The sequence below is a fragment of the Amycolatopsis sp. NBC_01480 genome (assembly GCF_036227205.1).
Lineage (GTDB): Bacteria > Actinomycetota > Actinomycetes > Mycobacteriales > Pseudonocardiaceae > Amycolatopsis.
The window spans coordinates 5781426-5801955 of sequence record NZ_CP109442.1 but is presented as its reverse complement, the minus strand read 5'-3'; the positions used below and the strand labels follow the sequence as shown (position 1 = coordinate 5801955).

16 protein-coding genes and 2 pseudogenes are annotated in these 20530 nt (G+C 68.0%); 9 read left to right on the top strand and 9 right to left on the bottom strand.

Annotated features, from left to right (window positions below; genetic code table 11):
* Window positions 1–37: 37 nt before the first annotated feature.
* From OG371_RS27770 to OG371_RS27755, 4 genes are read right to left on the bottom strand one after another with little or no spacing between them, the layout of a single operon-like run.
* Window positions 38–1270: an MFS transporter gene (locus OG371_RS27770; protein WP_329058153.1), complete on the bottom strand. Its 1233-nt coding sequence runs from the start codon at window positions 1268–1270 to the stop codon at window positions 38–40.
* Window positions 1267–1884, bottom strand: a complete 618-nt coding sequence (locus tag OG371_RS27765; protein WP_329058152.1) for a DUF5825 family protein — start codon at window positions 1882–1884, stop codon at window positions 1267–1269. The genes OG371_RS27770 and OG371_RS27765 overlap by 4 nt, the downstream gene beginning before the upstream one ends.
* A gap of 10 nt (window positions 1885–1894) precedes the next feature.
* The gene (locus OG371_RS27760) at window positions 1895–3793 is read right to left on the bottom strand and encodes a RiPP maturation radical SAM C-methyltransferase (RefSeq protein ID WP_329058151.1); all 1899 of its coding nucleotides are present in this window, start codon (window positions 3791–3793) and stop codon (window positions 1895–1897) included.
* Between the two features lie 20 nt (window positions 3794–3813).
* Window positions 3814–4017 (bottom strand): hypothetical protein, encoded by a 204-nt coding sequence (locus OG371_RS27755; protein ID WP_329058150.1) that lies wholly within the window; start codon window positions 4015–4017, stop codon window positions 3814–3816.
* Between the two features lie 599 nt (window positions 4018–4616).
* Between OG371_RS27755 and OG371_RS47520 the strand changes: the two genes are divergently transcribed.
* Both OG371_RS47520 and OG371_RS27750 read left to right on the top strand, forming a co-directional pair.
* Window positions 4617–4829 (top strand): IS3 family transposase, encoded by a 213-nt coding sequence (locus OG371_RS47520; RefSeq protein WP_442875990.1) that lies wholly within the window; start codon window positions 4617–4619, stop codon window positions 4827–4829.
* A 526-nt stretch (window positions 4830–5355) separates the two neighbouring features.
* On the top strand, window positions 5356–6516 hold the full coding sequence (locus OG371_RS27750; protein WP_329058149.1) for an acyl-CoA dehydrogenase family protein: 1161 nt from the start codon (window positions 5356–5358) through the stop codon (window positions 6514–6516).
* A gap of 433 nt (window positions 6517–6949) precedes the next feature.
* Here the strand turns inward: OG371_RS27750 and OG371_RS47515 are convergent.
* Window positions 6950–7227 (bottom strand): annotated as a pseudogene (locus tag OG371_RS47515) (IS701 family transposase); the annotation flags it as partial.
* Between the two features lie 90 nt (window positions 7228–7317).
* Here OG371_RS47515 and OG371_RS27740 point away from each other — a divergent pair.
* The 5 genes from OG371_RS27740 (at window position 7318) to OG371_RS27720 (ending at window position 14757) form a co-directional block, all read left to right on the top strand.
* Window positions 7318–8979 (top strand): AMP-binding protein, encoded by a 1662-nt coding sequence (locus OG371_RS27740; protein WP_329058147.1) that lies wholly within the window; start codon window positions 7318–7320, stop codon window positions 8977–8979.
* A 107-nt stretch (window positions 8980–9086) separates the two neighbouring features.
* A complete protein-coding gene (locus OG371_RS27735) occupies window positions 9087–11387 on the top strand; it encodes a xanthine dehydrogenase family protein molybdopterin-binding subunit (protein ID WP_329058146.1) in 2301 nt (766 codons plus the stop codon).
* 23 nt (window positions 11388–11410) lie between these two features.
* Window positions 11411–11875, top strand: a complete 465-nt coding sequence (locus OG371_RS27730) for a (2Fe-2S)-binding protein (RefSeq protein ID WP_329058144.1) — start codon at window positions 11411–11413, stop codon at window positions 11873–11875.
* A gap of 1375 nt (window positions 11876–13250) precedes the next feature.
* Window positions 13251–13811 (top strand): dihydrofolate reductase family protein, encoded by a 561-nt coding sequence (locus tag OG371_RS27725; RefSeq protein WP_329058143.1) that lies wholly within the window; start codon window positions 13251–13253, stop codon window positions 13809–13811.
* 4 nt (window positions 13812–13815) lie between these two features.
* Window positions 13816–14757, top strand: a complete 942-nt coding sequence (locus OG371_RS27720; protein WP_329058142.1) for an RNA polymerase subunit sigma-70 — start codon at window positions 13816–13818, stop codon at window positions 14755–14757.
* Window positions 14758–14799: 42 nt separating this feature from the next.
* On the opposite strand, the gene OG371_RS27715 is transcribed toward OG371_RS27720, so the two are convergent.
* A complete protein-coding gene (locus OG371_RS27715) occupies window positions 14800–15726 on the bottom strand; it encodes an AraC family transcriptional regulator (protein ID WP_329058141.1) in 927 nt (308 codons plus the stop codon).
* A gap of 126 nt (window positions 15727–15852) precedes the next feature.
* Here OG371_RS27715 and OG371_RS27710 point away from each other — a divergent pair, with 126 nt between their 5' ends.
* Entirely contained in the window at window positions 15853–16758 is a 906-nt protein-coding gene (locus OG371_RS27710; RefSeq protein ID WP_329058139.1) for an NAD(P)H-binding protein, read from the top strand.
* A gap of 120 nt (window positions 16759–16878) precedes the next feature.
* Window positions 16879–17208: a TetR/AcrR family transcriptional regulator C-terminal domain-containing protein gene (locus OG371_RS27705; protein ID WP_329058138.1), complete on the top strand. Its 330-nt coding sequence runs from the start codon at window positions 16879–16881 to the stop codon at window positions 17206–17208.
* A 531-nt stretch (window positions 17209–17739) separates the two neighbouring features.
* Here OG371_RS27705 and OG371_RS27700 read toward each other — a convergent pair.
* From OG371_RS27700 to OG371_RS27690, 3 genes and pseudogenes are all read right to left on the bottom strand, one after another.
* Window positions 17740–18012: a hypothetical protein gene (locus tag OG371_RS27700; RefSeq protein WP_329058137.1), complete on the bottom strand. Its 273-nt coding sequence runs from the start codon at window positions 18010–18012 to the stop codon at window positions 17740–17742.
* A gap of 29 nt (window positions 18013–18041) precedes the next feature.
* A pseudogene (locus tag OG371_RS27695) lies at window positions 18042–18614 on the bottom strand (radical SAM protein); the annotation flags it as partial.
* Window positions 18615–18926: 312 nt separating this feature from the next.
* Window positions 18927–20486: a tetratricopeptide repeat protein gene (locus tag OG371_RS27690; RefSeq protein WP_329058136.1), complete on the bottom strand. Its 1560-nt coding sequence runs from the start codon at window positions 20484–20486 to the stop codon at window positions 18927–18929.
* Window positions 20487–20530: the final 44 nt, after the last annotated feature.

The window sequence follows — 20530 nt, the reverse complement described above, 5'->3', positions numbered from 1 at the left end:
ATCATGCCGAACTCGGCTGCACCGCACGCTGTAAAACTCAGCCTTCGCGCGAGGACCGGACGACGGGCACGATCGCGATGAGGATTCCGGCGACGGCGACCGTCAGGGTCACGCGCGTGCCTGCCGACTCGGCGAAAACGCCCGCGGCCAGCGCGCCGAGCGGCATGGTTCCCCAGATCAGCACGCGCATGCTCGTGTGGACGCGGCCGCGCAGGGCGTCCGGGGTCAGGTGCTGGCGGCGGGTCATCACGATCACGTTGTAGGTCGTGGCCCCGGCGGCGTGGATGACGATTCCCGTCGCGGCCATGGCCAGGCCGATCGGGCCGGGCTGGGCGAGCGGGAGCAGCAGGTGGGGCGGCCAGGTCAGCACCGGCACCAGCCAGTTGGCGCGAGCCGCCCCGAGGCGGCGGGTCCAGCGGCCGGTCGTCGTGGCGCCGATGACGCTGCCCACGCCCGAAAGGGCCAGCAGCACGCCCGCCCCCGCCGCGTCCAGGCGCAGGTCGTGGGTGAAGAACAGGACTTCCATCGACATGATGCCCGCGGTGAAAAACGCGGCGACGGAACTCGCGACGGCCATCGGGCGGAGCTGGCGGTGGTGGACGATATAGCGCAGGCCCTCGGCGATCTCCGTGCGCAGCCGCACCTCCCGCGACCGCGGCGGGATCGGCGGCACGTCGGCCCGGACGCGCGAAAGGAGCGCGGCCGAAGCCAGATAGCCCGCCCCGGTGAGCACCAGGCCGGAGGCGGCACCGATCAAGCGAGTGAGCACGCCGCCGATGCCGGGTCCGGCGGCCGCGGCGACCGACAGGGTGACTTGCAAGCGCGCGTAGCCGGTTTCCAGGTTCTCCAGCCCGATCACCACCGGCAGGTACGCCTGGTAGGCGGCGTCGAAGAACACGGTCGCGACGCCGACGAGCAACGCCGTGACGAGCAGCTGCCCGAAGTCCAGCACACCGGCCCAGCCCGCGATCGGAAGCCCGAAGAACAGCAGGGCCCGCACGAGGTCGGCGCCGACGAGCACCGCGCGGCGACGGCGGGTCCGGTCGATCCAGGCGCCGGCGGGCAGGCCGATGACCAGGAACGCCACGGTCTCCGCCGCGGTGAGCAGGCCCATCTGCAACGGGCTGGCGCCGAGGGTGGTCGCGGCGAGCAGGGGCACCAGCGCGGTCGCGGCGGCGGTGCCGAGCTGGGACGCGGCGTCCGCGGTCCACAGGAACCGGAACGCGCGATGCCCGCGCAGCCCGGCCGACGGCGTCGGCTCGTCGGTCATGGGCCCGGCTCCCGGCCGGGTGGCGGACGCCGGTCCGCGTGATACGGCAGGACCACGGCGTACCGGTCGTCCAGCCGCAGCGCGAGCTGGTGCGCCGCCAGCTGGTCGACGAGATCCGCCGCGAGCCCGTCGGCCGGCGGCCGGTCCGTGCCGGCCAGGGTCCGGAAAGCGTCGACCCAGCCGGCTTCGACGTGGACGCGGTTGATCGGGCCGCGCGGGCGGGTGTCGTGGATGAGGACGAATCCCGGGCCGTACCGGTAGGTGCAGGTGCCCGTGCCGTGGGCTTCGCGCCAACGGCGGCCGGGTTCCCCGTCGTCCCGCGGTGGCGGCAAATGGCACAGCGCGCGTTCGGGAATGGTGCCCGGCAACGACTTCCGCAAGGTCCAGTCCACCGGAACGAATGCCGCCGCGGCGGTGGCGAGCAGGCGCACCATCGTCGCGTCGCGATGCGCTTCCTCGCCAAAGGAGAACGGCTCCGGCAGCCGTAGCCGCTGCGCACTCCCGGCCAGCCCGGCCACGACCCGCAGTGCGTCGTCGGGACCGGCGTCGATCCGGCCGAAGTCGAGCTCGACCGTTTCGGGCCACGCCGGGTGCGGAGCGGACTGGGTGCGCATGCAGCTCCTTTCAGGCGGACGGCGCGAGAACCGACAACGGCAGGTGGGTCTTCCGTGTCACGGCAGGCGAGGTGGCCAGGGTGATCCACAAAGTACCGTCGGTGAAGACCAGACCGGCCTCCTCGAGCCCGCGAAGCCAGTAGTCGAACTCGTCGGGGTCCCATTCGTGGTTCTGTTCGTGGTTCTGTTCGGCGAGGACCCGGAGCGGGGCGCGGCCGGTCTCCAATGCTTGCCAGGCCGCGATTTCACGCGGGTGCTCGAGCACGTGGTCGGCCGGCGCCCAGCCGTGGCGCCGGTCCCGGATCACCACGACGTCGCCGATGGTGCGGGCGATCAGCGTGCTCCCCGCGTAACCCGCGGTCCACGCGGCCAGCGCGTCGGCCAGCGGCCTGACCTCCTCGGCCGTGAGCCCCTGGTCCGGGGTGTCGAAGGAGTAAACAAGCTCGGCAAGCCGCTCCGGGTCGTCGATGTCGTGGACGAGGCGCGACCCGGCCGCCGGGCGGCGCTCGGTGAAGCCCTGCTGTGGGTCGTCGAAGTTGGGCGAAAACCGTTGCAGCGCAATACGGGCCGCGCCGCTGGGCGGTTGCAGGTGCACCAGGGCGGGCAGCTGGGCCACGACCGCGGCGTAGTCCGCCATGCGTTCGCCCGGAAACCCGTACAGCCAGTTCCAGCTGATGTTGAGCCCGGCCGAGGCGCCGTCGCGCAGCATCCGCACGTTGTGCGCGCCGCGGACGCCCTTGCGCATCCGGTGCAGCACGTCGTCGACCAGGCTCTCGATGCCGGGCTGGACGTCCCACACCCCGGCCGCCCGCAGTGCGGCCACGTCCTCGAGCTGCGCGTTGGCCTTGATTTCGTAGTGGATGCGCAGGTCGTGGCCGGCGCCGGCCAGCCCGGGCAGCGCCGACCGGTAGTACTCGTTCGGCAGGATGTTGTCGATTGTGGTGATATCGAGGATCCGGTGCCGGCGGACCAGTCCGAGCACTTCGTCCACAAAGGACTCGGCGGGCTTGGCGCGGTAGGTCATCGCAGTGCCGTTGAGGCCGCAGAAGACGCAGTGGTGTTTCGCGCCCCACCAGCAGCCGCGGGAGGACTCCACGACCAGCTCCGGTTCGACGCGGGCCGCGACGGACGCGGGAATGGCAGCGAACCAGTCGTCGTAGTCCGGGATCGTGATCGACGCCGGCGAAACCAGCCGGGACGGCGACGGACTGACCCGGGTGGCGCCGTCGTCGTCGCGCCAGCACAGCTGGGGCACGTCGTCGAGGCCGTCGCGGCTGCCGGTGGCCTGGCATTCGGCGAGGGCCAGCAGCAGTTTCGGGAACGTCACGTCGGCCTCGCCGCGCAGGACGTAGTCGACGAACGGGTACTCGCGGTGCAGCGCCGCGCCCATCGGCCCGTCGGTCGAGTAGCCGCCGACCAGGATCTGCACGCCGGGCTGCCGTGCTTTGATCCGCCGGGCCACCGCGAGGCTGGCGACGGTCTGGCTGAAGGTCGCGCTGAAGCCGACCAGTTCCGGCTCGTGGGCGAGAATCGCGTCGGCGGCCTGATCGGTGAATTCGTCCGCGAGCTCACGAACCGCCGCGGCGGCGTCGAACGGCAACCCGGCGCGTCGGGCCAGCTCCCGCATGCCCGCGTAACCGAAATCGGGTCCGTTGAGCGCGCCCGCGAAGATCCATTCGCCGAGTGAATGGTGGAATCCGGTGTCCGCCAGTTCCGCGTAGTCGCCCGCGGTCAGGCCGGCCCGCAGCATCATGTCGGCGAAGGCGAGGCTGCCGTGGTAGGAAACCGGGACCGGAAGCCCCTCCCGCGCGCACGCCGCGCGCAGTACGCCGAGTGCGAGGGATGGCCGGTGCAGCGAGTGCCACGGCATCGACACCAGGCAGGTGCGCGGAACCTGCCCGCGGGACATCGAAGCGCCCGTTCCGCCGCTCAGTGTGGTTTCGCAGCGTCGGCTTCGTTGTACATGGTCACGCCGCGGCCGGTGCCGCCGTGTTCGTCACGCTCGGCCAGGGGCGTCACGGTGAGCGCGGACGTCGCCGCGGCGGTTATCCGGACGTTGCGGCCGGCCTCGGAACGATCGTCGGACTCCGCGAGATTCGTCACCGTGAGCGCGGCGGCAGGTGTGGATTCCATCTTTCCCCCTCGTTTCGACACGAATTCCGAAACTTGGGACGCACCGACGAGGTCGTCCGCCAGCTGCCCCTCGGCTACAGGGTAATTCCCGAAAGCCTCGTCGGTAAAGCATTTCCTCAGCCGAGGAGCTCCGAAGGTCCGGCGGCGACTTCATACGCCTTCGAGTCGCGGAACCAGCGGTCGAAGGTGGCCGCTTCCAGGGTTTCCGTGCCCGCCGCAGACCTGGACGGCCATCACCGCCGGTCACCAGGGAGGATGTTTCCGTACCTGCACCTGACCCGCCCGAGTTTCGTCAGCGTGCCGTCGAGCTGGCCCGCCCCGGCGACAAACCGGTCGCCGCACTGGCGAAGGACCTCGGTATCAGTGAGTCCTGCCTGCGCAACGGAGAACGAGATCCTCAAACGAGTCGCACGGCTCATGCGCGAGGCAGGCATCCAGGGCCTCTACCGGAGACGGCGGCACGTCACCACGGTCCGCGACCCGGCCGGACAACCCAGCGCCGACCTGGTCACCGACGCCCTCGGTATGGCCATCCTCCGCCGCCGACCCGACGGCGGAAAAACGATTCCGCTTTCTGGCCACGGCTCGCAATACACGTCGTGGACATTCGGGCAACGCCTCCGCGCGGCGGGGCCACTCTCCAGCTCGAAGTTCTCGACTCGAAAACCTGGAAAACCCGCGGCGAACTTGCCAACGCGCTGTTCGAATGGACCGAGTGCCGGTACAACCCGCAACGGAGACACTCCAAGATCGGGACGCACAGTCCCGCCACGTTTGAGGCTCTCACCCAGCCACCAGACGCGACGCCCTGACCCCACGAACAGGCCGCGGTCGAACCGCTCGACGATCCGGAGCAGCACGTCCGAGCGCATCCGGTCAGACTCGTCGAGAATCGCCCACCCGAAGGTCGCGTCGCGGACTGTGGCCCGCTTGGCGGAGATGCCGACGATGATCCGGCATCCCGTCAGGTCGGCCACACGGGTGGCGACGACGGCGTTCGCGAAAACGTTGACGGACGGTGGCGCGGCGTAGGTGGACGCGCTCAGCCGGCCGACGGTGATGTCCGGATGCGCCTCAGCCGGGTGGGCAAAGCGATGGTCGCCGCGTCGGCGGGCCAGGCCGACTCGCCGAGGATCGTGATGAGCAGCGAGCGCGTGCTCGGCTGGCCCAGTCCGGTCTCGGCCGACCGCGTGCCGGGGGCCTCACGGGCTTCGCGGGTCGGCTTGGCGCCTCCTTCGGTACTCGGTACACCGCAGGCTGACGAGGGTCTGGCGGGCGGGCCGCCGCCCCTTTACATTCTACATCAGACGTAACTCAAACTTGAGAGGTGTCAATTTTATGGACTTCGGACTCACCGAGGAGCGGACCGCCATCCGGGATACGGTCCGTGACCTGGCCCGCCGCCGGCTGGAGCCGGGCTATCTCCAGCGGGCCGTCGGCACCGAGTTCCCCTGGGACGTCCACCGGCAGGTCGCCGGCCTCGGCGTGTTCGGTCTGCTGGCGGGGCCCGGGCACAACCCGCTCGACCGCGAGGACTACGTGGTCGCCGGCCTCGTCGTCGAGGAACTGGCCTACGGCGACTTCAACGTGGCCAACGCCGTGATCCCGGTGCTGCTGATGTCGTCCCTGCTGGCTCGGTTCGCGACCCCGGAGATCAGGAGGCGCTGGCTCGAACCGCTCGTCTCCGGCGAAACGTACATCGCGTTCGGGCTCACCGAGCCGCATTCGGGCTCCGACGCGGCGGCCATGCGAACACAGGCGGTCGCCGTCGGTGACGACTACGTGCTCACGGGCGAGAAGACCTCCGTCACCATGCTCGCCCACGCGGACGCCATGATCGTCACCGCTCGGACCAGTCGCGACGGGCAATCGACCGGCGTTTCGGCCTTCCTGGTCGAGCTCGGCCAAAGAGGAGTTTCCAAGTCGGACATCCCCGACACCGGCTGGAAGCCGATGGGCCGCGGCGTCCTGCATCTCGATGGCGTCCGGGTGCCCCGGGAAGCGCTACTGGGGGAGGAAGGCTCGGCGTTCCGCAGCGTCCTCGCCGGGTTCGACTTCACCCGGCCGCTGCTCGCGCTGACGGGCATCGGTTGCGCGCAGTACTGCGTCGACAAGACCGCGGAGTACGTCCGGGACAGGGAGGCTTTCGGGGCCCCGCTGGCCAAGTTCGAAGGTGTGTCCTTCCCGCTGGCTGAGCACAGCACGACCTTGGAAGCCGCGCGGCTGCTGTGCTACTGGGCATTGTGGCGCCGCAACGAAGGGATCCGGCACACCGCCGAGGCGGCCATGTCCAAGTGGTACGGGCCGCTGATGGCCAGCCGGGCCGTGAAAGACTGCTTGCTGCTGCACGGCAATTACGGCTACGCGCAGGAATACGGGATGGAACAACGGCTGCGCGACGTGATGGCGGTCGAGATCGCCGACGGCACCGCGCAAGTCCAGAAGATCATCATCGCGCGGGAGCGGTTCGGCTCCGGCTTCGTGCCCTACGCGCGCTGAGTAAGCGTCACCACAAGTCGGCGGCTCGTCGGCGATGCCTCAAGGTCCAGTTCCCATTGGTACTGCGACGGCAGTCGGGTGAGCGGGTGGCCGCGCCGTTTGGCCCAGATGTGGTCGACAGTGGCAAGCAAGCGCCGGATCTCCGGTAGCGTGAATCCGATCATGCCTGGCTCGGCGACCACGATTCCCCTTTTATGGCAACGGATCTGGAAACGGCGAGCCAGGCCAGACCCAGCGGCGTCGAGTGGCGGGGCCCGTAGCAGACGTAGCGGGCGATCTCGGCCGGATCGGTGATCGAGCGCCGCGCGAGCAACCAATGCCCGCGCCCGGCCCGCCAGCCGATCCGGATTGTTCGCGACCACCGGTGGCGACCACCGGATGTCGTTGACCTTGGTGGCCGGCACATGCGCGGCGTGGCGGCCTTCCAGCCACAACCGCAGGTACTTGCGAGATGCTCGATGACGTCGTCGCGCAAGTCGTCGCGGACAGCATCGATGTCCCAGTCCGCCCAGCGCAGCAGCCGCTGCATCCCGTCCGGCGGCATCTCGCCGGCCTGCTCGGCCAGCGTCCACCCGTTCTTCCGCCCCAAGCCCGCAACCAGCCCGGACACATACTCCCGGGCCTGCGGCGCCGACCGCACGAACCGGCCCCCGATCCGCTCAGGCATCCGGCCAGCTGATCCATCACCACATCAACCACTACAACGATCATCTGCCGTTGCAGCATTAGGTCTGACCATTTGCTCGGTCAGACCTTCTCGGTTACAGTGGCCGGAGTCACATCAGGTACATAGGAGTAGCGATGGTGGACGCGCGCGCTTTGGAGACCTCGTACTGGTTGGCCGAACCGGGGGACGTGCGGGACGTGACCGTCTGCGACACCTTGCGGCACGCCGCCGCGACCGTGCCCGACCGACTGGCTCTGGTCGACTGCGTGGAGGATGCCGGCGCGCGGCGCGAGTGGACCTACGCCGAGTTCGTCGCCGATGCCGGACGCGTAGCCCGGGCGCTGCTCGCGAAGTTCGAACCGGGCGACCGGATCGCCATCTGGGCTCCGAACAGCGCGGTGTGGATCGTCCTGCAGCAAGGCATCGCCATGGCCGGGATGGTCCTCGTCGCCCTCAACCCCGCATACCGCGCAAGGGAAATGCGCTTCGTGCTCAAGCAGTCGGCCGCGGCCGGGATTTTCTGCCCGGCGAGCTACCGTGGTTTCGACATGCTCGGCATGGTCGAGCAGATCCACGGGGAGATCCCGAGCCTCCGGAAGATCATCACCTTCGAGCAGTGGGAAGACTTCCTGGCCGAAGGCGACACGGACGCGGCCCTTCCGGTCATCAGCCCGGACGATGTGATCCAGATCCAGTACACCTCCGGCACGACCGGCTTTCCCAAGGGCGCGATGTTGCACCACAAAGGACTGGTGAACGAGGCACGCCACGTGGCCGAACGTGCCGGGATGGGCGACGGCGGCGTCTACGTGAACGCGATGCCGATGTACCACATCGGCGGGGGCGCGGTCACGTCGTTCGGCGCGTGGTCGAAACGCGGGACGTTCGTGATCCTGCCCAAGTTCGACCCGAGGCTGCTGCTGGAAGCATTCGAGACCTTCCGGGGCACACACGCTCTCGTCGTCCCCACCATGTTGATCGCCATGCTCGACCACCCCGACTTGAGACGCCGGGACCTCTCAAGTCTCCAGACGATCATGAGCGGGGCGGCTGCCGTTCCGGCGTCCCTGGTGCACCGGACTCAGGAGCTGCTGAACTGCCAGTTCAGCATCCTCTTCGGACAGACAGAGACCCACGGTGTCGTCAGCCAGACCCGAGTCACCGACACCGCGGAGGACCAAGCCGAGACTGTGGGGCAGCCGCTGCCGCAGCTCGAGCTGAAGATCGCCGACCCGGTGACGGGGGAACCCGTGGCGCTGAACCAGCCGGGAGAGATCTGCTGCCGCGGCTACCAGAACATGGTGGGGTACTACCGCATGGACGCCGAAACGGACACGACGATCGATGCCGAGGGCTGGCTCCACATGGGCGACATCGGATCGATGGACGAGCGCGGCTTCCTCAAGATCCGCGGCCGGGTGAAGGACATGATCATCCGCGGCGGCCTGAACATCTACCCGGCTGAGATCGAGGGGGCGATCGGCGACCACCCGGCGGTCGAGTACGCCGCGGTGATCGGGGTCCCCGATCCCGAGTGGGGAGAACAGATCTGCGCCGTGGTCACCCTGAGCGAAGGATTCGAGCGCCCGGCGATCGAGGACCTGACGACGTTCCTGCGCTCCCAGATCGCACCGCACAAGACGCCGGTCTACTGGAAATTCGTCGACGAGATGCCGGCCACGCCGAGCGGCAAGATCCAGAAGTTCATCCTGCGCGATCGCGTGAACGACGGCTCCTTGACGTTCGACTACGTCCGGGTGACCAGTTCGGTCCAAGCCGGCCTCGCCGACGTCTGAGCAAGTGCCCGGAGAGCGCACCTGTTTCGCCCGCTCGTGCCTCGACAGGCCGTAGCAGATCCAAACCGCCCATTGCCATCGACCGACGATGAGAATGCGAGAGTTCTATGCTGCCCGACGATGCGAAGGACCGGGGGACGGCAGTGCCAATCGGGCGCCGCCGGTTCCTGACTTATCTGCTTGCGGCTCCCACACTCACGGTGGGTGTGCGGATCGCCTCGGACAGCCTGGCGCCCGCGACAGCTGATGCGGCCATCCCATCGCCGCCGGATCTCCTCGGCGAGGTCATCGATGTTCAGGACATCATCAGCGTCATCGGGGCTCCGACCGTCGGTCTGTTGTTCGTGATCAAGGTGAACGAGGACGGAACGGTCACTGTTCCGTTACCTCGTGCCGAAGTCGGGCAAGGCGTGACCACCTCGATCTCGATGTTGATCGCGGATCAGATGGACCTCCCGCTGTCGATGATCCACATGCCGCTGGCGGATGCGCGGCCGGAGTTGCTGATGGGACAGTTGACGGGAGGATCATCGTCGATCACGTCACTGTACAAGCCGGCCCGGGCGGCGGCCGCGGCCGCGCGGGCTCGGCTCGTGGCGACCGCCGCACAGAAATGGGATCTGCCGGCACAGCAGCTCACCGTGCACGAAGGTGTCATCCACGCACCGGACGGCCGGACCGTCACCTACGGTTCTCTCGCCACGGCGGCCGCGTCGGCAAGCCTTTCGAGTCTGACTGCCGAACCGAAGCCGGAGTCTCAGTCGACGCTGATCGGGAGCCGGGTGCCTCGTGTCGATGCCCGGGAAATCGTCACGGGCAAGCGCGTGTACACGCACGACCTGAATGTGGCCGGCGCGAAGCCGTGTGTGGTTCGTCGCCCTCCGACGATCAAGGGAACGGTCCGCGCGGTCAACAACGCGGATGCCGTGAAGGGCATGCCGGGCGTTGTGGACGTGGCGGTGGTTCCGAGCGGCGTGGCGGTGCTGGCAGAGACGTTCGCTCTCGCGGTGGACGCGGTGAACGCACTCGATGTCTCCTGGGGACCCGGTCCGGTCGATCACGAGAGCGACGACACGATCAGGCAGAAGCTCCGCGACGCTATCGGCTTGCTCGGCAACTTGCCGGTGTCGCTGCCGCTGCTCGGCCAGACATTGGAGATGGAGTTCGACTTCGCATTTCTGACTCACGCTCCCCTGGAGACCAACGCGGCCGTCGCCGACGTACGCGCGGACAGCGCCGAGATCTGGTCGGCGCTGCAGCTGCCAACCAGCGCGCAGCTGGCCATCTCTGCCGAGCTGGGCCTGCCGCAGAGCAAGGTGACGGTGCACGTCATGCCGAGCGGCGGTTCGTTCGGCAGGCGGCTTTTCTTCGACGCGGCGATGGAAGCCGCCCAGATCTCCCGGGCGATGAAGCGTCCGGTCAAGCTGATCTGGCACCGCACCGATGACATCCGGCACGGCCGGGTGCACCCGGCGAAGCACCACAAGGTCCGGGTGGCCTACGCGCTTGGCAACGTGCTGTCCTACGAGCACTGGAACGCAGCCCTCGACACCTCGCTTCAGCACGGGTTCGGCGAAGCCCTCACCATGGCTATCACCAACCTTCCGATTGCCGGCAATGCCGCCGTCGGACAGGTCTTCTTCGACGCGATGGTTCACTGCCCGTATAACTTCGGCGTCGTGCTCCAGCGCCTCCACGAGGTACCGACACCGATCGACACCGGCAGCTGGCGGTCGGTGTACTCCCTCAATGTGCGTGGAGTGGAAGAGATCGTCGTCGACGAACTTGCGCGGCGCTTCAAGAAAGACGCGATCGCCTTCCGGAAGGAATTTCTGAAGGACGACCGGCAGCGAGCGGTCCTCGACAGGATTGCCACCGAGGGAGCGTGGGGAAAACCCATGCCAGCCGGCTTCGCCCAAGGGATGGCGTTCCATGCCGAAATGAAGGGCGTCATGGCGTGCTTGGTGGAGATCGACGCGCGTGACCCGAAGAGCCCTCGTGTCACCAAAGCGGTGATGGTGATCGACGTCGGCAGGCCCATCAACGTGAGTGGTATCGAGGCGCAGGCGATGGGCGGGCTCATCGACGGTATCTCAGTCGCGCTTCGCGGCGGCCTGCACCTCCGGGACGGGAACTTTCTCGAAGGTAGCTACCACAATTTCCACTACGCACGGCAGAAGGATTCTGCCACGGACGTGCGAGTCATCGTCCTCCCGGCGAACGGAGAGCCAGGCGGAATGGGTGAGTTCGCAGTTCCGGTCTGCTTTGCGGCCGTGGTCAACGCGTATCGGCGAGCGACCGGGATCATGCCGAAGAGCTTCCCGATCAACGCCAATGTCGACTTCGAGCCTTACCCGCCGGGATTACTGCCCCCGCCGCCCATGCGTCCGCTTCCGCCGAAACATTGAGTACTGCGCCCAAAGGAGTCCGCGTGCCTGACTACAGCTTCACACTGAACGGCAAGACCGTTACCGTGAATGCGAACCCGGATCACCCTCTGTTGTGGACCTTGCGTGACCAGCTCGGCGTCACCGGACCCAAGATGGGTTGCAATCTCGACGTGTGCAAGGCGTGCACCTGCTTGATCGACGGTGAAGCCTGGACAACCTGCGTCACCCGCATCGCCGACGTGGCTGGGCGTGAGGTCGTCACAATCGAAGGACTGGGTACCGAAAACTCTCTGCATCCGGTGCAAGAGGCATGGCTGGAGCAGGACGTCCCCCAATGCGGTTTCTGTCAGCCGGGCCAGATCATGAATGCGGTGTCTCTACTCAAGAAAACCCGCGAACCTACGGATGATGAGATCGATAAGATCGAGAACGTATGCCGATGTGGTACTTATTTTCGGATTCGTCAGGCGATCAAGTCGGCGGCAAAGAAGATGGCAGCCGAGTAGTGAGTCCCGGCGGCATATGACCGTATTGCGAGCTGAACCACCTGGTGGCGAATGGTGCCGGCTGAATCGCCAAGTTCTGGCCCGGGATCGCCGACCACGCTACGGATGTGATCGGCCTTTCCGGTCCGATGAACGACAGCCGGCTCTTGAACACGTTGTGCGTAGCCAGGTCTTGCGCGCCGCCGGCGTGGCAGGTCGCGATGGGGTCGCACACCACCGCCGCCGCGATCTACGCACCGTTGCCTGCTACAGCCGCGTTCACCTCGATCGGCTCGAGGACCGATGAGTTCGTGTTCCCGGAGCCGGCAAGCGAGCACACTTGCCGGTGCGACGACGATCACGGTTCACGACCGCTGCCCACTGCGCGTGGGCGACGCCGTGGGATACGCGTTGGTCCTCGACGCTCTTCACCATGCCGGGCCCGCGGTCAGCTCGCGGGTGAGCCCGGCGGCCTGCTTGCAACTCGCGATGCCGAACGCCGACCTTCTCGGCGCGGCCCCGATCGTCAATTCTGTGGCGGCTTGGGCTGCCGGCCCGCTCGACCCGGCGCGATGGGTGAGCACCGAGCCTGCGTTGCCGGAGCACGCCCGGCCGTACGGTGAGCCTTCCGGCCGGCTCGGTAGTCCAGGCGTGCGTCACGCCTCCGATCCGGAAGGGGTCCGATGATCTCCACCACCGAGTGCCTGTGCCTGTGCGTTCCGGCCGGGCATCAACACCACGTCTGCACCACGATCGCGGAAGCCGGGAAGACCGTCCCTCTGCCAGGCAGCCCGGCGGTGGTGCCGGCCTGCGCACCGTGTCACAGCGCCGTGCTCAGGAAGGCGGCCTTCGGACTGACGGGGCGAGTCGCGCACCCAGGCGTGCTGACGGCGGGTGGAACTCCCCAGCCGGCGCTGCCTGCATCACCGCAAGCGCGACCGCGCGCACTCGGGGTCCGGGATTGGGACGACGCCGCGCTGGCCCAGCCCGGACGGCGTTCCGCGCGATGGCCGCGGCCATCGACCGCTGCCGGCTAGCTTCTTCGGCCTTCTACTGGCATCTGCCGTGTCCCCACGGAGTTCGGCACAGGCCCGATTCGCCTGTAGCCGGGCCCTCCGTCTCAACGCGCGCGAGTCGGAGCCGTCAGGGCGTCGGGTCTGGGCCGCGGCCCCGGTTCACGCGGGCAACGTCGCCGGCAGACCGAACGCGGGGAACAGGGTGGCGTCCAGGAACACCACAATCCTGGTGAGCAGGCCGTCCTGGGCTTCCAGCGCGACGGCGACGAGGTGTACCACTCGTATTCGGCGTACGAGCGCGGTATCGACGCGCTCGTCAACACCCGGAGGAATCGGCTGCGGACCGATTCCTTTCCGGGCCCGGCCGAGTCTGACCTGCTATGACGATGCACTGTTCGCGGCGCTTGGTGCTGAGCACCCTGGTGTCGCTCAACGGCGTGATCGACGAGCCGATGGCGTGGGCGGGGCCCTACTTCGGGCCGGGCAGCGCGGCTGCCTCCCTGGCGGTGTTGCGGGGGAGTTCGGCGATGCTGATGGGCCGCGGGACCTACGACGTGTTCTCCCGGCAGTGGCCGGACACTCCCGGCGAGTACGCCGCCCACCTCAACGCCATGCCGAAATACGTGTTCTCCTCGACCCTGCGGGATCCACACTGGACGAACACCACCGTGCTCGGCACCGGCGTCGCCGACACGGTCGCCGCGTTGAAGCGGGAGCCCGGCGGGGACCTGATCGTCTACGGGCACAGCCGGTTCGGGCGGGCGCTCACCGCGGCCGGGCTGGTCGACGAGCTGGCCGTGACCGTCGTGCCCGTGATCGTTCCCGGCGGCGGCTCCCGCTCCTGGCCCGGCGACGCGCCGAGCGCGTGGGAGCTGCTCAGCGCCGGTCCGGGCGGCGACCCGGGGCTGGTGTCCCTGCGCTACAGGCCACGGCGAGGATGAGGGAATGCCGGAAACATGGGACGGTCTCGAGCAGTACCGGCCGGAGCTGGTGGCCCTGTGCTACCGCATGACGGGCTCGGCGCACGAGGCCGAAGACCTCGTTCAGGAGACCTACCTGCGGGCCTGGCGCAGCCGCGCCTCCTTCGAGGAACGCTCGTCGGTGCGCACCTGGCTGTACCGGATCGCCACGAACGTGTGCCTCACGGCGCTGGAAGGGCGGGGCCGCCGGGTACTGCCCGCCGGGCTCGGCGCGCCGGGCGAGGACCCGGACGTCCCGCTGGCCGCGGCCGAGGTGCTGTGGCTCGCCCCGTGGCTCGGCGACCCGGCCCAGGTGGCCGAACAGCGGCGGATGCTGCGGCTCTCGCTGGTCGCCAGCGCGCAGCACCTGCCGCCGCGCCAGCGCGCGGCGTTCCTGCTGCGCGAAGTGCTGGCCATGCCGGCCGCCGAGATCGCCCAGGTGCTCGGCACGAGCGTGCCCGCGGTCAAAAGCGCCCTTCAACGCGCCCGGGCCCGGCTCGACGAGCTGGCGCCGGCACCGGAGAACTTCGCCGAGCCGGACTCGCCCGCGGCGCGCGATGTCCTGAACTCCTACATCGCCGCCTTCGAAACCGCCGACGTCCCGGCCCTGACCCGCCTGCTACGCGACGACGCGACCCTCGAGGTGATCCCGTCCGGCTTGTCGCTGTCCGGAAAACGCTCGTGCGTCCCGTTCCTCGCCGAGCACGTGCTCACCGCACCGGGCCTCTACCGCATGTTCCCGACCGTCGCCAACACCCAGCCGGCGGCCGTGGCCTACCACCGCGACCGAACCGACGAGCCGTTCCGCCCGTTCGGCCTGGCCGTGCTGACCACCGACCCCACGCGCCTGGTCTCGATCACCACCTTCCTCGACCCAGAACTCGTTGGCGCGGCAGGCTTTCCCGACGATCCCGGGCGGGTGAGGTAATCGCTGCGGGGCCGCTACGCTGGGCCGCACCGGAAGGGAAGGTCATCCGGCAGCGTCGGCCCGGTAGCTGCCCGGGGTGGTCGCGTACTCCCGCTGGAAGGCCTTGGCGAAGGCGAACGGAGAGCCGTATCCGATGGCGGACGCGACTTGGGCCAGTGTCTTGTCGGTGGTGCGCAGCAGCTGGGCCGCGGTCGTCATCCGCCAGCGCGTGAGGTATGTCAGCGGCGGTTCGCCCACGACGGAGGCGAACCGGCGGGCGAACGCCGCACGCGAGAGCCCGGCGACCGCGGCGAGCTGCTCCACCGTCCACCCCCGGCGGGGGTCGGCGTGCATGGCCGCCAGCACACGGGACATCCCAGGGTCGGTCAACGCGGCCGACCAGCTGGTGGCGGTGTCTTCGGAGTCGGACATCCACGCGCGGAGCAGGTACACCAGCAGAGCGTCCACAAGCGACGGTGCCACGGCAGCGGCCCCGGGTGGCGCCTCGTGCAGGTCGGCGCCGAGCAGGTCGACCATCGCACGCAGACCCGGATGCCGGCCGGGCGCGGCGGGCAGGTGGACGACTTCCGGCAGATCCTGCAGCAGCGGATGAGGGCGGCGGCGCACCAGTTTGTACGCGCCGCACACGATCGTCGATCGGGCCCCGGGCCCCGGCAGCGCAAACCGCCCGAACGATCCGCCCGGCGTGTCGCGAACCGGGGCGAACGGGGTCAGGGCCACGCCCGGGGCGGAGACGATCGCGTGCGGAGCTCCGCCGCCGAGCAGCACCACGTCGCCGGGCCCCAGCCGTACCTCCGCGAACGCCGTCCCGTCCAGGGGAATCAGCAGGCAGCCGCCCTGGAGAACGACATGGAAGGCTGCGCCCAGAACCTGGTCGAAGCGCAGGCCCCACGGCGCGTGGACTTCGGTGAGGGCGGCGACGGGCCGCCCCACCCGCATCGCCGTCAGAATGTCGGCCAGTACGTCCATGTCGACCAGTCTACGAGTCCATTTCGACAAGACGTTGAGACAAAACACCACGACTATTGAACATTTTCCGTCTCCGAATGTCCGCATAATCTGGACGCAGCCACTGACAGAAAACGGGAGATGACAATGAAGACGGTATGGGTCGAAGGCGCCACCGGCAAGGCGGGCAAACGCGTCGCAGCCGCCCTCGCCGCGGTGGGTTTCCCAGTGCGGGCGGCGAGCCGCCATCCGGGCTCGCCCACGGCGGGCATCACCCCGGTCAGGTTCGACTGGGCCGACGAGTCCACGTGGACGGATTCGGTCGCCGGCGCCGACGCGCTGTTCCTCAAGGGACTCGACACCCTGGACGACGCGGCCTCGCTCATCACGCGGCTCATCGCCGTCGCCCCGCAGGCGGGTCACGTGGTCCTGATGTCCGCTTTGGGGGTCGACAAAGCACCAGCGACCGCTCCCCGCGCGCGAGTCGAACACGCGGTGCGGGAGTCGGGCCGGAACTGGACGATCCTGCGCCCCAACTGGCTGATGCAGAATTTCGACGAAGACGACGCGGTATATGCCAGGGCGATCCGCGACGACGGCGAACTGTACGCCGGAAGCGGAGACCACCGCGCGAGCTTCGTCGACACCCGCGACGTCGCCGACGCTGCCGTCGCGGTCCTGACGACCGGCAGCCATCACGGCCGAGGATACGACCTCACCGGCCCTCGGGCGCTGACCTTCGCGGAAGTGGCCGGCACGTTGGCCGGCGCGTCGGGCCGGCCCATCAGCCACGTCGACGCCGACCTCGAGACGCACCGGGCCCATTTCGCCCGCTCCGGTCGCCCGGACGCGTGGGTCGAGCACATGATGGACCTGTTCGTCCACGTGCGCGCCGATGTCTTCGCCCCGGTGACCGACGATGTGCAGTGGCTCACTGGCCACGCTCCACGCTCTCTGGATGACTATGCGCGTGAGGTCTTCGCACCGGCACCCGACGACGACGCACGCGTTCTCACCGGCCTGCCACAGATTTTCTCGCCGATCACCTCGTAACCGAAAGCGTTCGCCACGCTGCTGGGCGGGCTACCACAGCGGGTCGGGCAGGACTCGGTCCGGCAGACCCTGGAAGTAGTCGCGCGAGCGGCAATCGACTTCTACTGCCACACCTTCCCGATGGCCGCGTCGCTGTTTTCCGAGCCACAACTGCTCACCGCGCACCGCACGGCGCTACGCGAGCGCAACGCCGGACCCCAGCACGTCAACATCGCGTTGGCCGGCTACCTCGCCGCAGAACAGGATCTCGGTCGTATCCGGCCCGAAGCCGACCCGGAAACCGCGGCCGCGCTCCTGCTCGGTGCCTGTCTCCAGCATGCCTTCCTGAGCCACTTCACGGACCAGCAAGACGACAACGACTCCACGAGCCGCTTCGCGGCATCACTGGCCCACACCCTCACGGACGGTCTGATCCACCCCTCAGACAACGGCCGCCCAGCCACCGAATAGTGGCCTCAAGCCCGTCGGCCAGGTGCAGGACAGACCCTGGTCCAGCATGTACGCACGCGATGGCGCTCATGACAGGCTCCGTCCCGGAGCCTGGAAGCTTGAAGCGCGCCTCGACCACCAACCTGCCGATGAAAAGTCCTCGGCAAGCTTTGTCAGCTGCCACCTACCCAGCTCTCGAAGAATTGCAGCTGTTTTTCCACCGTCGCAAGTCCGTCCGGGCAGGCGCCAAGGTATCAACCAGGTCAGCGAGAAGCGCCGACCGTCCTCGACGAGCGTCTCGAACATATCATTAGCTATTCCGCTGGCAATCTCGTCATTCCAAGAAACTCGGGTGAATAGCGACCACGGCCGTGGTCGTCGAGTTCATGACTCCATTCGACCAAACCCTCGGCCGAATCACCGCCGTGGATCATAGTGATCTTTTTTGACCCACTTTTCATATTTCTCCGCTATGGCCTGCGGTGCGGGTTTTCATGAGCGAGCCGAGTCGACACCGCCGACCGCCACAGCGACGGCCAGTACGACGCGTGGTCAGCGGCCAAGCCACGGAGCCAGCAACGTCTCCAGGTCAGCGTCCGACAGCGCACGCGGGCCGCCATGGAACCCGCGCCAACGGGAAGCGTCGCGAGCGGCATAAAAATCAACCTCGAAGGCGCGCATCAGGACGTACATGAAGCTCACCGAGTCGAAACGCTCGCCCAGCAGGGTCTGGGCCGCGCGGGCGACGTCGGTCGCCGTGCGGCCGGGGACGGCCAGTTTCAGTTCTTCGGCAGCCGGGTCCAGCAGGCTGGGGGCAGACATCATCGCTACTTCTCCATCACAGAAAGAAAAACTCAGCCTTCGGCGGCAAGCTGACCGCAAGCCGCGGCGATCTCCTGGCCGCGGGTGTCGCGCACCGTGCACGCGACACCGCCCGCGTTCACCAGGCGTACGAACTCACGCTCCACCGGCTTCGGGGAGGCATCCCACTTCGAACCCGGCGTCGGGTTCAGCGGGATCACGTTCACGTGCACCAGCTGACCCAGGTGCTTACGCAACCGCTTGGCCAGAAGCTCCGCCCGCCACGGCTGGTCGTTGATGTCCCGGATCAACGCGTACTCAATGGACACACGACGACCGGAAGTATCCGCGTAGTACCGGGCAGCGGAAAGAACCTCGTCCACCGACCAGCGTTCGTTCACCGGCACCAACGTGTCCCGCAGCTCGTCATCCGGCGTGTGGAGCGAAACCGCCAGACGCACCTGCATCTTCTCGTCCGCCAGCTTGCGAATCGCCGGGGCCAAACCGACCGTCGACACCGTCACCGAACGCTGGCCGATCCCCAAACCGGCCGGAGAAGGATCCGTAATACGGCGCACGGCCGCCACCACGCGCTTGTAATTCGCCAGCGGCTCACCCATGCCTACCCTTTTACAACTACGAGAATTTCCATGTTTGCGCAGGTCACCACCCATCCAGCTCCCCGCTGTGCCCTTCGTCACTCGATGATTCTCAGTCCAATTCTCACGTAGGGCACATCGCCCAACACGCGATACATCGCCGACTTATCGCTAGGCTACAGCGGGCAATAGCACCCCGAAGTCGTCGAGACGTCCCTCGTGTTGCGTCGGTGGTGTTTTGGCACCTGGTCAACGAAGCGGACGGCGGGGACGGCGTAGCCCAGTTGGTCACCAACTGGCCGATGCGCTCTCCCGGCCCGCGTCCCACTGGGTGGACGTTCAAACCACTTGAGCACGCCAGTAGTCGAGCGCGTCACGTGTCTCGACAGCATCGGGGTGTTCGACGCCCAGCACTCGTTCGCGGATAGGCAGCAGTTCGACGAGGAGATCACGGGCGCCTGCCGCATCGCCGGCACGACCGGTCCAGACAGCGACATCGTGACAAGTCGACAGGGTGACGGGGTGTTCTGCACCCAGAATTCGCACACGAACGGGAAGCAGCTCTGCCAGCAGATCGCGAGCTCCAGCCGGGTTGCCCGCCTGGCCGGTCCAATAGGCCAAGTGACTCTCCACGAGCAGTGTCCGAGGATGTTCGAGGCCGAGTACTCGTTGCCGGACCGGCAGCAGCTCGGCGAACAGGTCACGGGCGGCGGCCGCGTCACCCGTTTCACCGGTGAGACGGGCCAACGTGCTCCAGACGGCCAGCACCGCGGGGTGCTCGGTGCTCAGTGCTCGTTCGCCCGTGGTCAAGAGTTCTCTGACCTGGTCGCGCGCGGCAACGGGATTGCCAGCGTGCCCGGTCCAGCTCGCGAGGTCGTGTCGAGTCGTCAGGGTGGCCGGATGTTCGGCGCCGAGTGCGCGCTCGCGGACGGGAAGTAGATCGCGGAGCAAGTCGCGCGCCATAGCTGGATCGCCGGCATGCCCGGTCCAATACGCAAGTTCGTGGCAGGTGGCGAGGGTCGCTGGGTGCTCGCCGCCGAGTACCTGCTCGCACACTGGGAGCAGATCGCGGAGCAAGTCGCGCGCCATAGCTGGATCACCGGCGTAGCCGGTCCAGCAGGCGACGTCCCGCCGAGTGACGAGGACTGGGGCTTGCTCCAGTGGCAGGATGTCCAAGAGCTTGCGAACGTGCGCGCGGAGGACATTCCAGGTGCTGAGGCTGGCGGCAGTCACGGAATCACACGGAGGCATCGCGGCGACGACGAGCGAGTGGGCGGCCTCGGCCCACGCGCCAGCCTCGGACAGGGCGCGGAGCCGGTCGAGGGTCACGGCTTGCACCAAGCGGTGGACCGTAACGTTGTCCGCCCCGGCGCCGGTGATCAGGCTGTGGCCGTGCAGCACGCCCACGGCGCGACGCCTGGTCAGCTCGTCGGCGAGCAGCGGACGCAGCTGTGGTCCGACCGCGACGGGCAAATCGATCGTCTCCGGAACACCGGCAAGCAGCAACGAAAGCGGAATCGCATCGGAGGCGTAGAAGGAGAGGAGGTTCAGCAGCGCCGCCGCGCTCGGCGGGAGCCGTCCGATCGCAAGCTGCCACGTGGTAGCCACAGTGTGAGGGTAATCGGGTGGCTGGGCATCGGCGTTCAGCTCACTAGACCGCGCCTGGTAGAGCCGGAGATAGGTGGCGAGGTCGATGCCATTGGCGCGAGTGAACGATCCTGCCTGGCTGAGGGCCAACGGGAGCCGTCCCAGGTCGGCAGCCAGCGCTTCGGCGCTTCTTCGGTCGGTGTCCAGCGACAGCTGGATGAGTAGATCGATCGCCCCTGCCGGCGTGAGAGCGCCGATCCGCAGAACGGCGTCCTCGGCCGGCCAGTGACCAGACTGGCTGGTGATCAGCACATGACCGTTGCCTGCGCCGGGTATGAGAGATTGCGCGACCTGAG